Source organism: Streptosporangium sp. NPDC000563 (assembly GCF_040299985.1).
Classification (GTDB): domain Bacteria; phylum Actinomycetota; class Actinomycetes; order Streptosporangiales; family Streptosporangiaceae; genus Streptosporangium.
The window spans coordinates 93,025-111,925 of the sequence record NZ_JBEPDA010000001.1 but is presented as its reverse complement, the minus strand read 5'-3'; the positions used below and the strand labels follow the sequence as shown (position 1 = coordinate 111,925).

Here is an 18,901-nt window from a genome sequence, read left to right as displayed (position 1 = left end):
ACAGCCCGGTGACGCGGGCATCGACGCTTCGGGGGGAGCTTGCCCGATCCGGATGGTGAGTCCGGCACGCCACGTGGTCCTTGTGAAGGTCACCTCCGCCGAGGACGGCGCCGACCGGCCGGCGGTTCGTCCCGGTTCAGGCGACCAGGATCGTCCTCAGGTAGTCGACCACCGCATCGGCTGACCGGGTCCGTACGGCCACATAGCCGTCCGGCCGGACGAGGACGAGCGTGCCCCCGCCGGCGCCGTAGCGCTTGCTCGGAGGTCCTGGCTCCAGCCGGTAGACGCGGATGTCGTCGCCGTGAAGCCTGTTCAGGCGCTCGGCCGGATCCGGCGTCACCGCGCCGAACTGGAGCAGGGTGAAGTGGGAGCCGCGGAAGAGGTCGAACAGCCGCGACCGCTCGCCGGTCACCGGGTGCCGACACGGCGAGTCGGGCGCCCGGTCACCGGGACGGACCTTGCCCTTGTCGCCGACCGACAGCTCGGAGGCGCGGTAGTTCACGTTGAGCTGGGAGGTCCTGCCGACGATCGCCCTGGTCACCGCGGGGCTGCGCATCAGCGGCAGGATGATCCGGTCGCGCAGGAAGGTCATCAGAGGTTTGGTGGAGAACAGCGCGGTCATGCCGGCGCCGCTGGCCTTGAGCACGGATTCGGCCACCGGGCGGCGCTCCAGCTCGTACGTGTCGAGCAGGCTGTCGGGGGCTTGGCCGCGTACCGCGAGGGCCAGCTTCCAGCCGAGGTTGTAGGCGTCCTGGATGCCGGTGTTCATGCCGAGCCCGCCCGCGATCGGGTGGACGTGGGCGGCGTCTCCGGCGATGAAGACGCGGCCGGCACGGTAACGGTCGGCGAGCCGTACCTTGTAGCTGAAGTGCGACAGCCAGGTGGCGTTGTGCAGGCGCACGTCCGTCCGGCCGGTGCGCTGCTCGAACAGGCGCTGGAAAAGCTCAAGTGAGGGCTCCTGACCGGCGCCCTCCTCGCCAGGGCGTACGGTGAGGCCGAACTGCCACGACAGCGTACCGGGCAGCAGCGCGAGGCCCACGGAGGACTCGTCCGCTGCGTACCAGACATAGGAGCCGTCGCGGGGCAGACCGTCGACCTCCACGTCGCCGAGCAGGTAGTGCTCGGTCTCCGACACCAGCCCGGGGAAGGTGATCCCGGCGGCCTCGCGTACCGCGCTGCCGCCGCCGTCGCAGCCTACGAGGTAGGAGGCGTGGATCATCTCACCCGTGGCGAGCCGTGCGACGACCTGGCTGTCGGACTGCTTGAGGTCGGCCAGTCGCAGGCCGCGCTCCACGTGGCCGCCCAGCTCGGTCAGGCGGGCGCGGAGGATCTGCTCGGTGCGCCACTGCGGCAGCAGGACGAGCGTCGGGTACGGCACATCCGGCCGCGGGCGGATACCGGCCAGGAGGTGCAGCTCCGCGACGAACCGGCGGTCCATGTGAATCCGCGCCGGCATCTCGGACGTCCCGGCGTCCAGAAAGTCCTGGACCACGCCGAGATCGTCGAACACCTCCAGGCTGCGCGGCTGGATGCCCTTGCCCCGGGACTGACGGTGGAATTCGGGAGACCTGTCGATCACCCGGAAGGTGACGCCGCGCCGGGCCAGCTCGCAGGCCAGCGTCAGTCCGGTCGGTCCGCCTCCGACGATGAGTACGTCTACGTCGGTCATGTCTTCCCCCGATTCCGGAACGGAACCTATCCGTTCCGTTTGGAGGATAAGCGGCCCAGAAGCTGGGACGCAACCGTTCCGTCTCGTGTTAATGTCGCCGACATGGCCGAGATCCGCCCGCGCGGTCGCGGCGCAGCCGTACTGCGCCGGACAGTCACCGACACCATCCTCGCGGCGGCGGTCGCCGAGCTGGCGGAGACAGGTTATGCCGGGATGTCAATGGGCGCGGTGGCCCGGCGGGCCGGTACGGGAAAGGCCGCGCTCTACCGGCGGTGGTCGTCGAAAGAGGCGATGGTGGTCGACCTCATCGACGTCGTCGCCTCCCGGCAGGTCCCGGTCGGCGGAGCCGGCGACCTGAACGGCGACGTGCGAGCCTACGTCCGAGCGGTGGCGGACACGCTGTCGGATCCCGCGGTCATGTGCATCGTGCTCGATCTGACAGCCGAGGCCGCTCGCAACCCCGAACTCGCCGAGGCGTTCGACACCGCGATCCGGCAACCGCGCAGGGCCGCGTGCGAGCGGTTACTGAGGAGCGCGATGGAACGCGGCCAGTTACCCGCCGACCTCGACCTCGACCTCGCCCTCGACCTACTGGTCGGGCTCACCCAGTGGCGCGTCCTCAACACCGGCCGCACCGTCGACGACTCCTGCGTCGAAACGACGAGCAAGCTGATCATCCAGGCACTTCCGCTCTGCGTGGGCGTCGGCGATGGGCGTGGTGTGCCGGGATGACGGCTCCTGCGCGGGTTTCCGTGCGCCGGACGACGCCAAGACGCCCCATCCCGCGCTGAGGCGTGTGGGCGGGTGTGGGCCGCGCCAACGGTGCCACCTACGACCTGGCATCCTGCTCTGAGCGTGTGGGCGGAGGGCTGTTCATCAAGCCGAAGGGCGAGAGCGGGCGAACCGTCTCCGTCGCGTGCGGCACCGTTTCGCGCGCCCGCAACGGTGCAGCACGCGACGGAGACGGACCGTTACCCGTTGATCCAGCCGAGCTCAACCGCCCACCCGTGCGTCATGGCTTCGGCCGCGGGCAGCGTGAGGAACGAAACGGCGTACAGAACGACAAGGAGCCCGATCGGAACGGCCCAGGCGCGAGTGCGGGCTTCCGGCGGACCTGCCTCATCCTGTCCGGCGTCGGTACGGCGCTCCCGCCGGAACCGCGTCCCCGGGAGCCTGCGGTCGTCGGGCCTCAGCGCCCACGACGCGACGGCGCACACCCCGAACACCAGCGGCACCCCCCACGTCCGAAGACCGTCGCCGACCGTCAGATGCGACACCACGGCACTCGACCATAGGAAAAAGGCGCCCGCGTACGCCCATTCCTTGATCAGCGGCAGCCCGGGCGCGATGATCGCGATGGCCGCGCCCGCCTGCCACGCGGCCAGAACATAGGCGAAGAATTCGGGGTATCCCAGGTGGCGTAACTGGGCTTCCACCCATTCGATCGGCACAAGGTTCCACACCGATCCGGCAACCAACTCGAAGACGATGACAAACGTGGTGGCCCAGAAGGCGACAGGGCGGATCCTGCCCCGATTCCAGCCGCTTCGTGCTGCGGAGGTCGGCTTCTCGCCCGTCGCGTGCTGGGACGTCATGGTCGTTCGAGTTCGCATCGCGGCCTCCTCGTCACGTCGGTCCGCCATGTTCATGAGATTCTCCTTGCGTTGCGAGCGACTTCGGTTCGAAGTCGCAGGTGGCGATCGATTCCACAACGAAGTGGCCGGCCAGGGCTGCCGGCCCGGTGGGGCCGCTGAACGCGACATTCGCCCGCATGCTCGTCACCCCCCGTGAACCGTCCGGGGTGCTCGTCAATGGTCACGGGGACGCGACCCCTCGCGGAGCGGAGGCGGGCTGCTCGGGACGTGGGCCGCCCTTGGGCCAGAAGCCGGAACCCGGCTTGCGGGCCTCACGGCGGATCCTCGACACCCCGAGCCTGCAGGTCGCCTCCTTGATCACTGCGGCCATGCGCCCGGCGACGTAGAGGTTCACCGCCGTGTCGTCTTTGCGGGCGAGCTGCCGTATGCCGGCGCGCCGGCCGAGGCTGACGCACGATCCGGTGAGGGCCTGGTCGATCACTGCCGGTTCGGTTCCCGCGATGCGGCTCAACACGGTGTTGGCAGCCTGCACCCCGAGCGGCTGAGCGGCCTGGGAGCTCATCCGAAGCGGCCGGCCCGACGGTGCGGCGGCGTCCCCGGCCGCGACGATACGGTCGTCGTCGACGCTGGTCAGCGTCTCGTCGGTGAGCAGCCGGCCAAGCGCGTCGGTCCGCAGCCCGCTCACGGACGCCAAATCCGGCACGCCGAAACCGGCCGTCCAGATGGTCAGTGCGCTCGCACGCATCTCACCGTCGCCCAGAACCACCGCATCCGGCCGGACTTCGGTCACCACGCCGGCCCCGAGCACGGTGACACCGTGCCGGGCCAGCCACGTGGCCACGGATCGGCGAGCGGGCACACTCAGTGCCGGCGCGAGGGATCGGCCACACACCAGCGTGACCGTGCGTCCTTGTTCGGCCAGCTCGGCGGCCGTCTCGATGCCGGTCAATCCGGCGCCCACCACAGTGACCGGAGCATCGAACGGCAACTCGGCCAGCCGGGCGCGCAGCCGCTGGGCGGATTCGAGTTCAGCGATGGGGAAAGCGAATTCGGCCGCTCCGGATACCGATGACGGTATCGCCGCGATGCTGCCGACGGCGTAGACGACGTAGTCATAGACCAGCGCGCGCCCCGACGCCAGCCGCACTGTGCGGGCGGCGGCGTCGATGCGCGTGGCGCTGTCGACCACCAACCGGATGTCCTCTCCCAGCAGTGAGCCGTAGTCCACCGTGGCCTCGCCGGTGTCGGCCACGAACTGGTGCAGCCGGATTCGTTCGACGAAATCCGGGCGGGGATTGACAAGGGTGATGTCGACGTCGGCACGCATCCGCAGGTGGTTGGCCGCGAGTGCTCCGGCGTAACCACCACCGATGACGACGACCTTGCGGGGTGTGTGGTCTTCGTGCGTGGACATGGCGAGGCCTTTCCTTCTCGACTTCAGGCGGTTCTTGAGGCTTTGCGAATGAGCGGAGTCGGTCTTCCCTCACGAAGTGGCCGCCGCGCGGACGATCACGTGTACGGCGATCCGCATACCTGCCGTGGGTGCCCTCCTGCGTGCTGGACGGTGTCTCGCCGGTTGGACAAGACAGCCCCGCGGAATGTGAGGCGACGCGCCGACCTCACCGGAGGACAGGCTCCGCGACCTGACGTTCCCGGAGCGTAAGGAACGGCAGGTCCGGCATGGTCGCCCGGCGACACAGGGGAGTTCGGCCTGTGGAACCGGCCTTCCGCGGCGCGGTGGCGTCAGACGATTTCAAGGTTGGCCATCATCCCCATGTCCTCGTGTTCGGCGTTGTGGCAGTGGAAGAGATAGCGGCCGCGATAGCCGTCGAAGCGGGTGATGATCTCCACTGATTCGCCCGGCCGCAGGGAGACGGTGTCCTTCAGACCGGCGTCGTGGGGCAGAGGCGGCCGGTCGCGGCGCGAGAGCACCCGGAAGCCGACCAGGTGCAGGTGGACGGGATGGTGGACGTCGGCGATCAGCCGCCACACTTCCACGTCGCCGAGTCCGGTGGTGACGTCGGAGCGGGCGGGGTCGAACGGCAGCCCGCCGATCAGCCATCCGTGACCGCCGTGCATACGCCCGGTGCGGAAGGAGAGGTCGCGCACCCTGACGGCGTCCGACCGGCGCCAGGTCGGGAGATCGGTGGAAAGGACACGCGGGATGCGGCTGTCGTCGGTGGCCTCGCGCGCGACCCGGAAGGCCATCACGTCGCGGGTGCGGCCGGAGCCGAGCCGGTTGACGACTCTGACGCGGCCGCCGACCGGGACGCCGGAGAAGTCGACGACCACGTCGTAGCGTTCGGCCGGCGCGATCGGCAGGAACCGGTGGACGACCGGCGCCGCGAGCAGCCCCTGGTCGGCCCCGATCTGCACGAGGTCGAGCCGGTGTCCGTCGTCGGTGATCGCCTCAAGCTCGTAGTGCCGGGCGTTGGAGGCGTTCAGTACACGTAGCCGGTAGCGGGCCGCGTCGATCTCGTGCACGGGCCACGGGGCGCCGTTGACCAGGATCACGTCACCGAGGACCCCGGCAAGGTACGGCTCGCGCACGCCCGGCCGCTCCCGCGACGTGGGATCGAGGGCGGGGTAGTCGAGGCCGCCGTCGGCGGCGAACGCACGGTCCACGATCATGAGAGGCAGTTCGCGCCGCCCGGCGGGCAGGCCGAGCGAGTCCTCGGCATCGTCACGGACGACGTGCAGCCCGGCGAGGCCCCGCCAGACGGCGGGGGCGGTGAAGTCCATCCGGTGGTCGTGGTACCACAGGAGCGTCGGCCGCTGATCCAGCGGGAACGTGTAGTCCCGCGACAGCCTGGTCACCACCGCCCGCGGGTCGTGCATGACGTGTCCCGGCCCGCCCGGACCCGTGCGCGTGACATGGACGGCGTCCGGCCAGCCCTCGGGCAGGACGAGGTCGGTCGGATATCCGTCGGACCCCGCCGGGGTCCGGCCGCCGTGCAGATGCACGACCGTCGGTACGGGAAGGTCGTTGCGATGCGTCACGGTGACCGGCCGACCGCGGCGCGACTCGATCGTCGGCCCCGGGAAGGAACCCTCGTACGTCCACAGCGGCGTCCTGACACCGGGCAGGATCTCCACGGTCGCCTCGCGCTGGGTGATCTCGTAACGGTCGACCCCGCCCGAAGTGCTGACCGGCGCCAGCACGGAGGGAAGCGGCAACGGCACCTGGAACGCGGGCGGCAGCGGCACGGCGCTGCGCAGTTCGGCCCCGGTGAACGGCGTACGGCGGGCCAGCGCGGCCGAGGCCGACAGCCCGCCGGCCGCCACCAGGCCGAGCGCTCCGCCGATGCCCAGCGCCCGACGCCTGGTCACCGTACGGGCACGGCCGGATCGGTCGTCGTACGGCTCACGCATCGTCGGCCCCCTGCCGCTTCGGCTCCCGCGAGCTCCGTATCCGCTCCCGCCCGCCCCGCTCCCGCCCGCCCCGCTCCCGCTCGTTCCGGGGGTGCTGTCGCCTCCGGAGGGGCCGGCTCCACACGGCGACGAACAACGCGACGAGCGCGACGACGGTCATCACCCCCAGCGGGAAGTGCAACCACAGGGCGCCGTCCAGCCCGGCGAAGTACTGCACCGACTCGGCCGCCATCAGCGCCGACGTGGCAAGGAACGGCCAGGCCTGACGCCTCCGTACCCAGATCACGGCCCCCACGATCACCTGCACAAAGCCGACATAAGTGACCACGTCGGCACCAGCCGCATGCCAGCGCAAGCCGTCGTAGTCACCGCTCATGTACACCCCGGCGAACACCGGCTGACCGGCGATCGCGACCACGTGCGCGCTGACGACGGCCCGCAGCACCCAGTCGGCGGGCCTCGTCCGATGCGTGGCATCGGATCGGGCCGACATGGCCGCGCGGAGCCTGTTGGCCGCGGTAACCATCAAGCGTTCTCCTCACACCGTTCTCGGCAAGAGACTGTTCTCGGCAAGCCGGTCGGCGCGCCGCCTGGCGAGACGACCGGTGGAAAGGCGTTCGTCCGACCGGTACGACAAGACAGCGCTTCGAAATGTGAGACAACGCGTCAAGCTCACATTTCGAAGAGCTGTCTTGTCGTCCTACTGACAGCCGACCGCGACCAGAGAAGTCGGGGGACACCATGACCACCCAGCCCGGGCCAGGAGACATACCGCTCGATCCAAGCCTGAGCGCGATCACGGGCGAGCGGCGTCGGCTGATCAATCTCGCCTACCGGCTCCTCGGCTCGCTGGCGGAGGCCGAGGACGTCGTGCAGGAGACCTATGCCCGCTGGTACGCCATGACCCGGCAGCAGCAGGACGACATCGCGTCCCCCGGCGCCTGGCTGTCCACGGTCGCCGGCCGGATCTGTCTCAACGTGCTCACCTCGGCACGGGCCCGGCGAGAGACCTACGTGGGCGAGTGGATCCCCGAGCCGCTGCCGGACCGTACGGAGTGGTTCGGCGGCCGGCCGGCCGGCATCACCGTCGACCCGGCCGACCGGGTCACTCTCGACGAGTCGGTCAACATGGCCTTCCTCGTCGTGCTCGAATCGATGACCCCGGCCGAACGCGTCGCGTTCGTCCTGCACGACGTCTTCCGCTACTCCTTCGCCGAGGTGGCCGAGATCGTCGGCCGTACCCCGGCGGCCTGCCGCCAGCTGGCATCCTCGGCCCGCCGCCGCATCCGCGCCGCGCGGGCGTCCACGACCCCTGCGGCCCGGCAGGCCAGGATCGTCAGGGAGTTCAAACAGGCATGGGAGGCCAAGGACATCGACGCCCTCGTCGCCCTGCTCGACCCCGGCGCCACGGCGACCGCCGACGGCGGCGGCGTCGCCGGCGCGCTGCTCCGCCCGGTCGAAGGCGCCGAGCGGATCGTGCGCTCCCTGGTCCAGCTTGAGGGAAGGCTCCACGACCTGACGTTCCTGGAGCGTACGGTCAACGGCCGGCCCGGCCTGATCGCCCAGGAAGACGGCGTCACCGTGTCGGTCTACGCGTTCGAAGTGGCAGACGACCGGATCAAGCGCATCTGGGCGGTACGCAACCCCGACAAGCTCCGCTCATGGACGGCGGAACCGCAGCGGCCACCACTGGAAACGCCGGCTCCGCCACAACAGGATCCAGATATGGATCACGAAAGACGACTGCGATAGGCACACGAGCATCGACACGTACCGACACCCGTAGGACTCCGCGGACGAGACCACCCGCGCGGCCGTCGATGCCGCGTCCGCTCCTCGACGACGTACATTCCGAGATCCTGTGGGCCGACGGGGAGCAGACCCCGGCCGTGCTCGCGAAGCTCTTCGTCGAGCGCCCGCTCGCCGAGCACCGCCAGGCGTGGCCCGTCGTGACCTCTCGGCGTCATCGTGTGGTCCGGCCCAGAGAAGGTCTCCACGTGAAGAGTCGCCGCCCCGTCCGCGCGCGGGACACGCCCACCCGGCCGGCTGCGCGAAAGAATCTTGGTGTGGGTTGTAGTGGAGGGCCTTTCCCGTTCGTCATCCACATGACGCACGGGAGAGGAGGGCACCCATGGACACGCATGGGCATGGCCACCGGTGCACAATCGCCCTGTGCCGAAACATGGCCACCACGATCGCCGTGATGGTCACCGCCGGCTACGCGACAGGAGCAACCCGATGAAGTACCTGATGCTGGTGTGCACCGACCCGGCCTACACGCCCGGCCAGGACGACGGCGCCCCGGATGTGGAGGACTGGGTCACGGAGATGGACGGCAAGGGGATCCGGCTGATGGGCAACCGCACCCGGCCGGCGAGCGACGCGACCACGGTTCGCGTCCGCGACCGCAAGGTGCTGCTGACCGACGGCCCGTACGCGGAGACCAAGGACCAGATAGTCGGTTTCGACGTCCTGGAGTGCGGCGACCTCGACGAGGCCATCGAGGTCGCGTCCAGGCACCCGATGGCGTGGGCCGGGATGATCGAGCTGCGTCCGTTCTGGCCCGACGGCGAGGACTGACGGCCGAGGCGGACGACGTCGATGACAGCTCAGGTGGCTCGGGTGAAGGACCGGATCGCCGGGATCTACGCCGACGGGTGGAGTCGGATCGTGGCCACCATGATCCGATTCACCGGCGGCGCCTGGGACCTGGCCGAGGAGTGTGCGCAGGACGCGTTCGCGCAGGCACTCCAGAGGTGGCCGGAATCAGGCGTACCGGATCAGCCACTGGCGTGGCTCACCACCGCGGCACGCCACCGCGCGATCGACCGGATGCGTCGCGCGTCGACCGAGGCGGCGAAACTACGGGAGGTGGCCGCGTTGGACCTGGAACCGTCGCCCTACTCGAGCGACAGCGAGATCCCCGACGAGCGCCTGGAGCTCATGTTCACCTGCTGTCATCCGTCGCTGAGCCTCGAAGCCCAGGTGGCGTTGACCCTGCGGAGCCTGACCGGCATGAGCACCGCCGAGATCGCGCGTGCGTTCCTGGTGCCGGAACGCACCATGGGCCAACGCCTCTTCCGCGCCAAACAGAAGGTCGCGCACGCGGGCATTCCGTTTCGGGTGCCGCCCGCGCACCTACTGCCGGACCGCCTTCCCGCCGTACTCCACGTGCTCTACCTGCTCTTCAACGAAGGGTACGGAGACCCGGAAAAGGCCCGGCTGTGCCTGGAGGCCATCCGTCTCGCCCGGGTGGTGACGGCGTTGATGCCCGACGAGCCGGAAGCGCACGGCATGCTCGCGCTGATGCTGCTGCACGACGCCCGGCGGCCGGCGCGTACGAACGCGGACGGCGACATGGTCACCCTCGCCGAGCAGGACCGCTCGCTGTGGGACCGGGCGCAGATCGCGGAGGGGGCCGCGATCTGCGAACGAGCACTACGGCGGCGCCGCGCCGGGCCGTTCCAGCTCCAGGCGGCCATCGCGGCGTGTCACGCCACCGCGCCGGTCGCCGACCAGACGGACTGGCCGCAGATCGTCGGGCTGTACACGCGGCTCGCGCGGATGGCACCGAGCCCGATCGTGGATCTGAACCGGGCCGTGGCGATCAGCATGGCCGACGGTCCCGAGGCGGCGCTGCCCCTGGTCGACGCGATCGCCGGGACCGGACAGCTCGACGACTACCACCTGTTGCACGCCACCCGCGCCGACCTGCTGCGACGCGCCGGTCGTACGCGGGAGGCGGCCGACGCCTACCGTGCGGCCCTCGACCTCGCACCCACCGACGCCGAACGCCGTTTCCTGCGCGACCGGCTACGGCTCCTCCGACGACCTGCTCGGCCCCCGCGTGCGGCCGTAGGACTTGTAACGGAAACAGGAGACATGACAGCCGAGAGCGCATGCCGGCCGGGCTACCGCGGCTGACCTGGCTATGGAGCTGACGGAGGGTGGTATGTCTGTTCGCATCTCCGAGGATGCTCTTGTCGCGGGCAGGGCTCAGGCGGGCTGAGCCGCGTTTCCGTGCGTTGCGCCACGGTCGTGTGGTCGACGGCGGGAGATCGCCAGCGCGACGATGGTCGCGACGGCGAACAGCACGAGCGTCACGAGGATGTAGAGGGAGACTCCCGCCGCGGAGTTCACCGGCTCGCCGTTGCCGGTGAGGGAGGTCGCCCGGAGGATGCTTCCTCCGATGATGTTGAGGATCACAGCGCCGACACCAAGCATTACCTGGACCAGAGCGGCCACGATCCCCTGTTTCTCCTCGCTCACCAGCGTTGTCGACAGATTGAAGCCGGAGGTGATCACGGCCCCGGCGGTGAAGCCGAGGAGTCCGGCGGAGATGACGGCGGGGAGGAAGGCGGAGGTGGAGAACAGCAGCCCGAGTGTGGCGAATGTGCCAATGACCATTCCGCCGGCGAGTGTGCGGGCTGGGCCGATCCGTCCGGCGAGCCATCCGGCGAGGATCCCGCCTGTCATGGCGCCGAAGGACGGCACGGCGAAGAGCAAGCCGAGCGCACCCGACGCGCCGGCGAGCCCGTACCCCAGCCCTTCGTCCACGGGGGTCTGCGCGATCAGCCCGACCAGCTGAAGGAGTGCCTGGTAGGCGCCGGCGCCGAGCACAACGACCACCAGGGTGGCTACGACAGGACGAGTAAGCATCCGCAGATCGATGACGGGTTCGGGCAGGCGCAGCGCCGTCAGGACCCATGCGCCAAGGAGGACGATCCCGACAGTGAGCAGGGCGATCATGCCGGCGCTCATCCAGCCCAGGTCATGACCCAGGCTGATGTACGCCAGGATGCCCGCGAGGCCCGCCCCGAGAAGAACGGCGCCGGCGACGTCCACGCGGCTTCTCACCTTGATCGGCGACTCGGGCAAGAAGATGCGGACGGTCAGCGCAGCGAAGAACGCGAGCACGGCGGACACGACGAAGACCGAGCGAAAACCGTACGCACCTACGACGATCTCGAAGAGGAAGGGCGAGACGATGCCAAGGATCGCAGAGCCAGAGGTGACGATGCCGACGGACGTCATACCGACGCGGGGCGGGAAGACCTGGCGGATGAACACGACGGTGATGAACACGGAACCGACGGCGGCGCCTTGAATCACGCGGCCGACCAGGAAGATCCCGATGTTGGGGGCCAGGAGGCAGACCAGCGCGCCGATGCCGCCCACGAGTAGTGCGAGGACGAGCATTCGGCGTTTGCCGAAGACATCGGCGCTCTTGCCGAGGAGCGGTGCCCACATCGCGCCGGCGAGGATCGCACTGGCGTTGAGCCACGCGCTCTGGTCGGTTCCGAAGAACTCCGACATCTGCGGCAGCACGAGCAATGGTGCGACGATGACCGTGTCAACCACCGTGTTGGCGACGATTAGGATGGTGACCCACCAGAGGATCCGACCGCTCCACCCGTTGCCTGGAGTCTCGGTCTCGGAGGGGCTCGTGGGTGTCTGAGTCATGGCCACTTCCCTGAATCTGGACTCGATCGAGGCATCGATCTGAGATTCCGGACATTGTCGGCCTGCCCGGCTAACGCCCCTAGCGTTTGCAGAAAAGTGGCTGTGGTCGGCGACTCGACGCGGGAAACTGCCGGGATTGAGCATCTTGCGAACGTTCCGGGCGACATCGTTGCATGATCGTCTGGTCACTACGATCGGGAGTCGCCGACGAGAAGCGGAGGGAGAGTCATCGATGCGGCCGTACCGGTCGACAGAACACGCAGGTGGGCCGGATCCGCGTCGATGCGACGAGAATGAGTGCAGAACTACAACCGGCACGCCGGCCGGGGGGCCGCACGCGGCTGGTCAGCGAGCGTCTGTGGGCGGCCACGCTCGAGATCCTGGCCGAGAAGGGGGTTGACGGCCTCCAGTACGAGGACCTCGCCGCGCGAGCACAGGTCGCTCGGGCGACGGTGTACCGACGTTGGCCGAATCGAGGGGACCTGTTCCGCGACATACTCGCGCGGTTCGCGGAGACCTTTGTCCCCCTCCACGACTCCGGTGACATCCATGACGATCTGGTCGCGTTCGTCTGTGCCTTCGCCGAGGCCTCCGCCACTCCGGAAGGTCGCGCGGTCCTGCAAATCCTGATGCGGAGGGCCGACGAGAGCGACGGCCTGCGCGAGATAGGCCTGGAACTCCTTGAGCGGCGCACGGATGATCTGCAACTCCGGCTCGATGCGGCAGCGGCCCTTGGTCAGCTCCCGGCCGTCGATGCGCGTTTCGTGAACATGATGCTCGCCGGACCTGTGCAGTGGTTCCTTGTCCGCCGGACTCGACCGTTCACCAGAGACGACGCGGACAAGATCGTCGGCATGGTCCTCGCCGGTTTGCGGCAAAGAGGTGCCGTGTAGGGCGCGAAATCTTCGCAGGTGCGCGCGTTCGAGTGCCGTTCTCTGCGCACCGCGTGGCGGAGACCGGCCGACGGCAGTTAAAGAGATACTTTGTCTCATTAACGAGCGAGGTCGGCTCGCTTCGGCGAAAGGAGCCATGATGGCGAATGCGTCCAGCTTCGGATGGGCCGGTCACGTGCCCCCCACGACGTTCGAGGAGTACTCCGAGAGGTACGCGGCGTTCTTCAAGATGCGTCGCGAGAACGGGATCATCGAACTACGGCTCCACACCGACGGCGGCCCGTACGTCCACAACTGGGCCGCCCACAACGCGTGGAGCCGCGTGTGGCAGGACGTGGGCAACGACTCCGAGAACCACGTGCTCATCATCACCGGCACGGGCGAGACCTGGTTCCAGGGCGACCCGCGACAGACGTGGCCGAAGCCGCTGGTCGAGGAGGAGCCCGACTACATCTTTCAGCAGACGATCGACGCCTGGAAGCTGATCGAGAACTTCGTCAACAACATCGACATCCCCACGATCGCCGCGGTGAACGGGCCAGGCATTCACACCGAGTTCGCACTCATGTGCGACGTTACTCTGGCCGCCGAGGACGCGGACTTCATGGATCCCCATTTCATGGCCGGCACCGCCCCCGGTGACGGTCTCGCGCTCGCGCTGCAGCATCTCATGGGGAGCAAGCGCGCCGCCTACGCGATCTACGGGGGCACCTCCATCCCGGCACCCAAGGCGCTTGAGTACGGGCTCGTGAGCGACGTCCTGCCCCGCGAGGAACTGCTGCCCAAGGCGTGGGAGCTCGCGCGCGACATCATGAAGCGGCCGCGATTTGCACGATGGGCGACGCACAACATCGTCAACCGCCCTTGGCGCAAACTCGTCGCGGAGGACTTCGGTTTCCACTTCTCGCAGCAGTCGCTCGCGACGGTCGGGTCGAAGGCGTTGATCCCCGTCCCTGATCTGGTCGCGGACGCACGCCAGCGCAAGGTCTGGTAAGACGGTGACCGGAGGTGAGGGTGCGATCACCGTTACCAACGGTGGCCGCACTTCCTTCCGGATCGACGGAGCAGGGCCCCCGGTCGTCCTCGTCCACGGACTGCAGATCGGGCAGGACCTCTTCGACGCATTCCGCCGTCACCTCATCGACACGTTCACGGTCGTAACGTACGATCAGCGCGATCGGGGTGCCAGTGTCTTCGCTCCGGAGCCGTACACGATCGACGATCTCGCTGACGATCTCGCCGCGCTGATCTCAGCTCTCGGCTTCGACCAGGCCCACGTCCTGGGCACCTCCTACGGGGGAATGATCGCGCAGGCGTTCGCACTGCGGCATCCGAATCGATTGGACCGGCTCATCCTCGGCTCCACGAATCGGTTCCCCTTCGATCCCGCCCGGCTTCCTGACGGCGTCCGCGCCCTTCTCGGGGCGCTTGAAACGGGCGATCACGCGCGAGCCCGAGCTCTTCTGGCTCAGATGGCCCCCGCCGTCGGCCGCGCCGCTGCGAGACCGCGGGATTCGGAAGGGGAGACGCCGGAGTCCGCGGGCGAGCAGCTCGTGCGACGGTTTGCCGCCACGCGCGGGTTCGACACGCGTGGCCTTCTCGGCTCCGTCACGTCGCCGACCCTCGTGGTGCACGGTCGACGGGACGCAACGATACGGGTCGCCGACGTCCTGGCGATGGCGGACGAGATCCCCGGCGCCAGCGTTCTGCAGCTCGCGGACGCGGGTCACGCATGGGAGAACGAACGACCCGAATCGGCCGCCGCGCTGATCGCGGCCTTCCTGACCGGCTCGGATTAGTACAGGGAACGGATCCCCGCCGGGGATCCGTTCCCTGTACGAGCTCTCAGCGGACGCGAACACCCGCGAGCCACACCTGACGGATCCGGCCGCGAAGGCCTCGAAGATCGAGCAGGTCGCCGTCCACGACGACGATGTCAGCCAGCCCGCCCGGCTCGATAACACCGAGATCGTCGTGCCCGAGCAGCTTCGCCGCGCTCGACGTCGCGGCTCGCCACGCCTCGATCGCCGACATGGAGGACGCCTCGGTCATGAGTCCCAGCTCGTCCAGGTTACTGGCGGACGGGCTCCAGTACGGCGGGGTATCCGTTCCCATCGCGATCTTCACGCCGGCGTTGACCGCCAGCGCGAAACTCGCGCGGTGAGCCTCGAGCGCCTCTTGGGCGAGCGCGAGACTTTCGGCCGGTATCGGCACCCCGCTTGCCGCCGCGTCGATGATGGCACGCGTCGCCGAGAGCGTCGGGACCAGCCAGGCCTCGTTCTTCAGCATGAGGGCGACCGCCTCGTCGTCGAGATAGTAGCCGTGCTCGATCGAGCGAACCCCGTGACGCAATGCCGCTTTGATCCCCTCGGTCCCCTGCGCGTGAGCGAAGACGTAGGTTTCGGCTGCCGCGGCCTCCGCCACGATGGCTGCGAGCTCGTCGTCACGGAAGTGTGAATGCCGAGGATTGTCTCCCAGCGACATGACCCCGCCAGTCGTAGCGATCTTAATCACGTCGGCGCCGGCGCGCAGGACCTCCCGGACGCCACGCCGAACGCCGCCGGGGCCGTCCACGCCGTCGACGATCGAGCGTGGTCGGCCGGGATGCTCGAGCATCATCGGCACCGAGCGTTCTCCGCCCGATGGGAGATGCAGATCGCTGTGCCCTCCGGTCTGTGACAGCATCACGATGGCGATCTGCAGCCGCGGCCCCTCGATGAGCTTGCGCTCGATCGCCTGCTTGATGCCGAGGTCCGCCCCCGCAGCGTCTCGCGCGGAGGTGATGCCCTGGTCCAGTAGCAGGGACAGATTGCGACCGGCTTCGAAGTACTGAAGCGAGAAGGCTTGCTGTTCGGTGCGCGCGACGTTGAGATCGCGCGCCATCACGTGGACGTGACAGTCGAACAGGCCCGGAACGATCGACATTCCGGTGCAGTCGACGACCTCGTCGCCATCCAGGTCCACGCCTATCGCGACGACGCGGTCACCGGCCACGGCGACATCGGCGTCGGAGACGGAGGTGCCATCGAAGACGACGCCGTTCTTGAACACGGTACGGGAGTGCATGTGGGCTCGCTTCTCCTGGACTGATGATCCGGCTGGGGTGTATTGGCGCCGATCAGCATTCGACGACGTTGACGGCGAGGCCGCCGCGGGCGGTTTCCTTGTACTTGTCGCTCATATCTGCGCCGGTCTCCCGCATGGTCGCGATGACCTGGTCGAGGGAGACATGGTGTTCGCCGTCCCCCCAGAGCGCCATGTTCGCGGCGTTGATGGCTTTGGCCGCGGCGATGGCGTTGCGTTCGATGCACGGGATCTGGACGAGTCCGCCGACAGGGTCGCAGGTGAGGCCGAGATTGTGTTCCATGGCGATCTCGGCGGCGTTCTCGACCTGCTGGGGGGTGCCCCCGAGGATCTCGGCAAGGCCGGCGGCGGCCATCGACGAGGCGGAGCCGACCTCGCCCTGGCAGCCGACCTCTGCGCCGGAGATGGACGCGTTCGCCTTGTAGAGGGTGCCGATCGCCGCGGCGGTGAGCAGGAACCGTTGGACGATGTCGTCTCCGCCGGTGGTCGTGGATCTACTGGTCGGCGTGTAGTGCAAGGCGTAGTACAGCACGGCGGGGATGATGCCCGCGGCACCGTTCGTAGGTGCCGTGACGATACGTCCTCCGCTCGCGTTCTCCTCGTTCACGGCGAGGGCGACGAGGTTGACTCGTTGCTGCCAGTATCCGTTGGCGTGGTCGGGGTCTTCCGCGGCGAGACGGGCGGCCCATTCCCCGGCGCGGCGACGTACGCCAAGACCGCCGGGCAGAATGCCGTCGCGGGCGATCGACGAGCGGACACACGACTCCATGACATCCCACAGACCTCGCAGTAAGTGCCGGATGTCGGTTTCCGAGCGCAGGACACGTTCGTTCGCCATCATTACCTCGGCGATGCTGAATCCGGTCTCCTCGCAGACGGTGAGCAGCTCGGCCGCGGTGCGGAACGGAAAGGGCCGACGCGCCGCCGGAGGTCCGGCGTTCTCCTCGTCACCGTCACGCACGACGAAGCCGCCACCGATCGAGTAGTACGTATCCGTGGCAAGCTCCGCGCCGGTGGAGTCGAACGCGGTGAAGGACAGCGCGTTGCTGTGCCGGGCGCGGACCGTCAGCGGGCGGAGGATGAAGTCTTCGACGCGGCAGTGGATGCGATGACGGCCGCCGAGAGCGACAAACCCTGTGTCTTCGATCACGGCGAGCTTTGCGGTGATCTCCGCTGGGGTCACCGCATCGGGCCGGACTCCCTCCAGCCCGAGGAGCACGGCACTGAATGTGCCATGTCCGGCACCGGTCGCGGCGAGGGAACCGAAGATCTCCACGCGTACCTTGTCCACCCGATCGATGATCGTCTCGTCGGTGAGACGATCAACGAACTCGGCGGCGGCTCTCATGGGGCCCACCGTGTGCGAACTCGAAGGGCCGATACCGATCGTGAAAAGGTCGAACACGCCGACAGTTGGCTCCGAGACAGTCATGAATGAGGACCGTACGCACCATGGCGGCCCCGATCCATCCGATGCAGGTTTCTATCGCGGAGGCGCTCCCGCATGCGGGAAAAACATCGGAAGCGGCGTGAAATCGCCGGTTGCGTTCCCGTTCGCGTCGAGGTGGCGCCCCTCCTTCTTGAGCGTCCGCAGCACCAACGATCGATCCGCGATAGCCACTTCCGGGATGTTCTCCTCGATCGCCACCTCGAGCCGCTGAATGTCCGCCAGCGTCTTCATCCAGACGGAGAGGACGAGATTGGACGGGCCGATTGTCGAGGCGGCGAGGCGGACCTCGCTGATGCCGGCGAGGGCCGTCCCCGCCCGAGCGGTCAACCTGGCAGGGACCCGCAGGAAATACCATGCGTGCACGGGCCAGCCGGAGTGCGCCCGCGCGAGGTCGAGACGAACCACCAGGCGGCCGCTGCTCGCCATCGAAGCCATGGTCTCCCGCACGCGCCGCTCACTGACATCGAGAACCCTCGCCATCGAGGCGATGGTCACACGCCCGTTCACACCGAGCAGTTTCAGGAGCTCACGCTCAAGTTGGGAGTCGATGCGCGCCGGTTCGGGCGCGTCGGCCGAGACCGTGCGTTTGACCGCGGCGGCCTCGGCGGCGCTCAGCGAGCGGAGTCGCCACTGACCCGCGTCGGTGAACGGCGAGGAGAGGAGATGTGTCCGCGTCGCGCGGACGCCCTCAAGCCGACGCATCCGGGTCATGACGTATTCGCCGAGGGCGTCCAGGCTCTCGGCGCCCGCGATGACCAGCATGTCGCGGCCGCCTGCTGTGAGGTCGACGGTGAACGCCTCCCGGTCGGCCGCCAATGCCCGAGCGATCTCAAGGGTCGAACCAGGGTGGGATTCCACTTCGAGGATCGCGGAGGGTCCGCGAGCGTCAGCCCCCGGATGCCCGGCGACCCAGGCAAGACCGTCGCCGGACAAGCGTTCCCAGCGGCGGGAAAGCGTCACCGAATCCACCCCCACGATTGGTGCGATCGCCGCCCATCGCGCCCGAGGATGGATCTGAAGCGCGTGGATCAGTCGCCTGTCGATCTCATCCAGGCCGCGAATCTGCGGATTAATGTCTTTTTTGTCCATAAACTGTCACTTTAGTGTCGTTGGTGCACGACTATCAGCACATAACCGGACTTAAATAGTTTGATCATGATCTCGGCGATACGGTCACCGCGAGGACGTGGAGAACCTCGGCGGCACGCTTGTTACGCCGGGCCTGATCGACGCCCGCACCCACCTCGTCTACCCGGGCAACCGCGACGCCGAGCGCGATCACCGCGGCCGGTGGCGGCATCGGCTCCACCGTCACCGTGACACGCGGCACCGCCCCGTGAACCTGCGCGACGGCGTGCGCGAGCGCCTGCGTGAG

16 protein-coding genes and 1 pseudogene are annotated in these 18,901 nt (G+C 68.4%); 8 read left to right on the top strand and 9 right to left on the bottom strand.

Features of this window, described 5'->3' with window-relative positions; all coding sequences use genetic code 11:
- Positions 1–136 precede the first annotated feature (136 nt).
- Positions 137–1,669, bottom strand: a complete 1,533-nt coding sequence (locus tag ABT352_RS00585) for an FAD-dependent monooxygenase (RefSeq protein ID WP_350941395.1) — start codon at positions 1,667–1,669, stop codon at positions 137–139.
- 102 nt (positions 1,670–1,771) lie between these two features.
- Between ABT352_RS00585 and ABT352_RS00580 the strand changes: the two genes are divergently transcribed.
- The gene (locus tag ABT352_RS00580) at positions 1,772–2,401 is read left to right on the top strand and encodes a TetR/AcrR family transcriptional regulator (RefSeq protein WP_350941393.1); all 630 of its coding nucleotides are present in this window, start codon (positions 1,772–1,774) and stop codon (positions 2,399–2,401) included.
- Positions 2,402–2,640: 239 nt separating this feature from the next.
- Here ABT352_RS00580 and ABT352_RS00575 read toward each other — a convergent pair whose 3' ends face one another.
- The 4 genes from ABT352_RS00575 to ABT352_RS00560 form a co-directional block, all read right to left on the bottom strand.
- Entirely contained in the window at positions 2,641–3,318 is a 678-nt protein-coding gene (locus ABT352_RS00575; protein WP_350941391.1) for a DoxX family protein, read from the bottom strand.
- Between the two features lie 166 nt (positions 3,319–3,484).
- Positions 3,485–4,678, bottom strand: a complete 1,194-nt coding sequence (locus ABT352_RS00570) for an NAD(P)/FAD-dependent oxidoreductase (RefSeq protein ID WP_350941390.1) — start codon at positions 4,676–4,678, stop codon at positions 3,485–3,487.
- Positions 4,679–5,007: 329 nt separating this feature from the next.
- A complete protein-coding gene (locus ABT352_RS00565) occupies positions 5,008–6,636 on the bottom strand; it encodes a multicopper oxidase family protein (protein ID WP_350941389.1) in 1,629 nt (542 codons plus the stop codon).
- Positions 6,629–7,165: a hypothetical protein gene (locus tag ABT352_RS00560; protein WP_350941387.1), complete on the bottom strand. Its 537-nt coding sequence runs from the start codon at positions 7,163–7,165 to the stop codon at positions 6,629–6,631. The genes ABT352_RS00565 and ABT352_RS00560 overlap by 8 nt, the downstream gene beginning before the upstream one ends.
- A 212-nt stretch (positions 7,166–7,377) precedes the next feature.
- Here ABT352_RS00560 and sigJ point away from each other — a divergent pair, with 212 nt between their 5' ends.
- The 3 genes from sigJ (at position 7,378) to ABT352_RS00545 (ending at position 10,560) form a co-directional block, all read left to right on the top strand.
- The gene (gene sigJ / locus ABT352_RS00555; protein WP_350941386.1) at positions 7,378–8,388 is read left to right on the top strand and encodes an RNA polymerase sigma factor SigJ; all 1,011 of its coding nucleotides are present in this window, start codon (positions 7,378–7,380) and stop codon (positions 8,386–8,388) included.
- A 486-nt stretch (positions 8,389–8,874) separates the two neighbouring features.
- Positions 8,875–9,216 carry a YciI family protein gene (locus ABT352_RS00550; protein ID WP_350941385.1) on the top strand — a complete coding sequence of 114 codons (342 nt, stop codon included), beginning with the start codon at positions 8,875–8,877 and terminating at the stop codon, positions 9,214–9,216.
- A 21-nt stretch (positions 9,217–9,237) separates the two neighbouring features.
- Positions 9,238–10,560 carry an RNA polymerase sigma factor gene (locus ABT352_RS00545; RefSeq protein ID WP_350941384.1) on the top strand — a complete coding sequence of 441 codons (1,323 nt, stop codon included), beginning with the start codon at positions 9,238–9,240 and terminating at the stop codon, positions 10,558–10,560.
- 72 nt (positions 10,561–10,632) lie between these two features.
- Here ABT352_RS00545 and ABT352_RS00540 read toward each other — a convergent pair whose 3' ends face one another.
- Positions 10,633–12,099: an MFS transporter gene (locus tag ABT352_RS00540; RefSeq protein ID WP_350941383.1), complete on the bottom strand. Its 1,467-nt coding sequence runs from the start codon at positions 12,097–12,099 to the stop codon at positions 10,633–10,635.
- Positions 12,100–12,392: 293 nt separating this feature from the next.
- On the opposite strand from ABT352_RS00540, the gene ABT352_RS00535 reads away from it, so the two are divergent.
- From ABT352_RS00535 to ABT352_RS00525, 3 genes are all read left to right on the top strand, one after another.
- A complete protein-coding gene (locus ABT352_RS00535) occupies positions 12,393–12,992 on the top strand; it encodes a TetR/AcrR family transcriptional regulator (protein ID WP_350941382.1) in 600 nt (199 codons plus the stop codon).
- 139 nt (positions 12,993–13,131) lie between these two features.
- Positions 13,132–13,986, top strand: a complete 855-nt coding sequence (locus ABT352_RS00530; RefSeq protein ID WP_350941381.1) for an enoyl-CoA hydratase/isomerase family protein — start codon at positions 13,132–13,134, stop codon at positions 13,984–13,986.
- Between the two features lie 4 nt (positions 13,987–13,990).
- On the top strand, positions 13,991–14,791 hold the full coding sequence (locus tag ABT352_RS00525) for an alpha/beta fold hydrolase (protein ID WP_350941380.1): 801 nt from the start codon (positions 13,991–13,993) through the stop codon (positions 14,789–14,791).
- Positions 14,792–14,837: 46 nt separating this feature from the next.
- On the opposite strand, the gene ABT352_RS00520 is transcribed toward ABT352_RS00525, so the two are convergent.
- Genes ABT352_RS00520 through ABT352_RS00510 form a run of 3 tightly spaced genes read right to left on the bottom strand, consistent with a single transcriptional unit; the run spans position 14,838 to position 18,615 of the window.
- Positions 14,838–16,058, bottom strand: coding sequence for a metal-dependent hydrolase family protein (locus ABT352_RS00520; RefSeq protein ID WP_350941379.1), 1,221 nt, complete (start codon positions 16,056–16,058; stop codon positions 14,838–14,840).
- A 52-nt stretch (positions 16,059–16,110) separates the two neighbouring features.
- Entirely contained in the window at positions 16,111–17,508 is a 1,398-nt protein-coding gene (locus ABT352_RS00515) for an L-serine ammonia-lyase (protein WP_350941378.1), read from the bottom strand.
- 51 nt (positions 17,509–17,559) lie between these two features.
- Positions 17,560–18,615: an Lrp/AsnC family transcriptional regulator gene (locus tag ABT352_RS00510; protein ID WP_350941377.1), complete on the bottom strand. Its 1,056-nt coding sequence runs from the start codon at positions 18,613–18,615 to the stop codon at positions 17,560–17,562.
- A 91-nt stretch (positions 18,616–18,706) separates the two neighbouring features.
- Here ABT352_RS00510 and ABT352_RS00505 point away from each other — a divergent pair.
- Positions 18,707–18,898 (top strand): annotated as a pseudogene (locus ABT352_RS00505) (imidazolonepropionase); the annotation flags it as partial.
- Positions 18,899–18,901 lie beyond the last annotated feature (3 nt).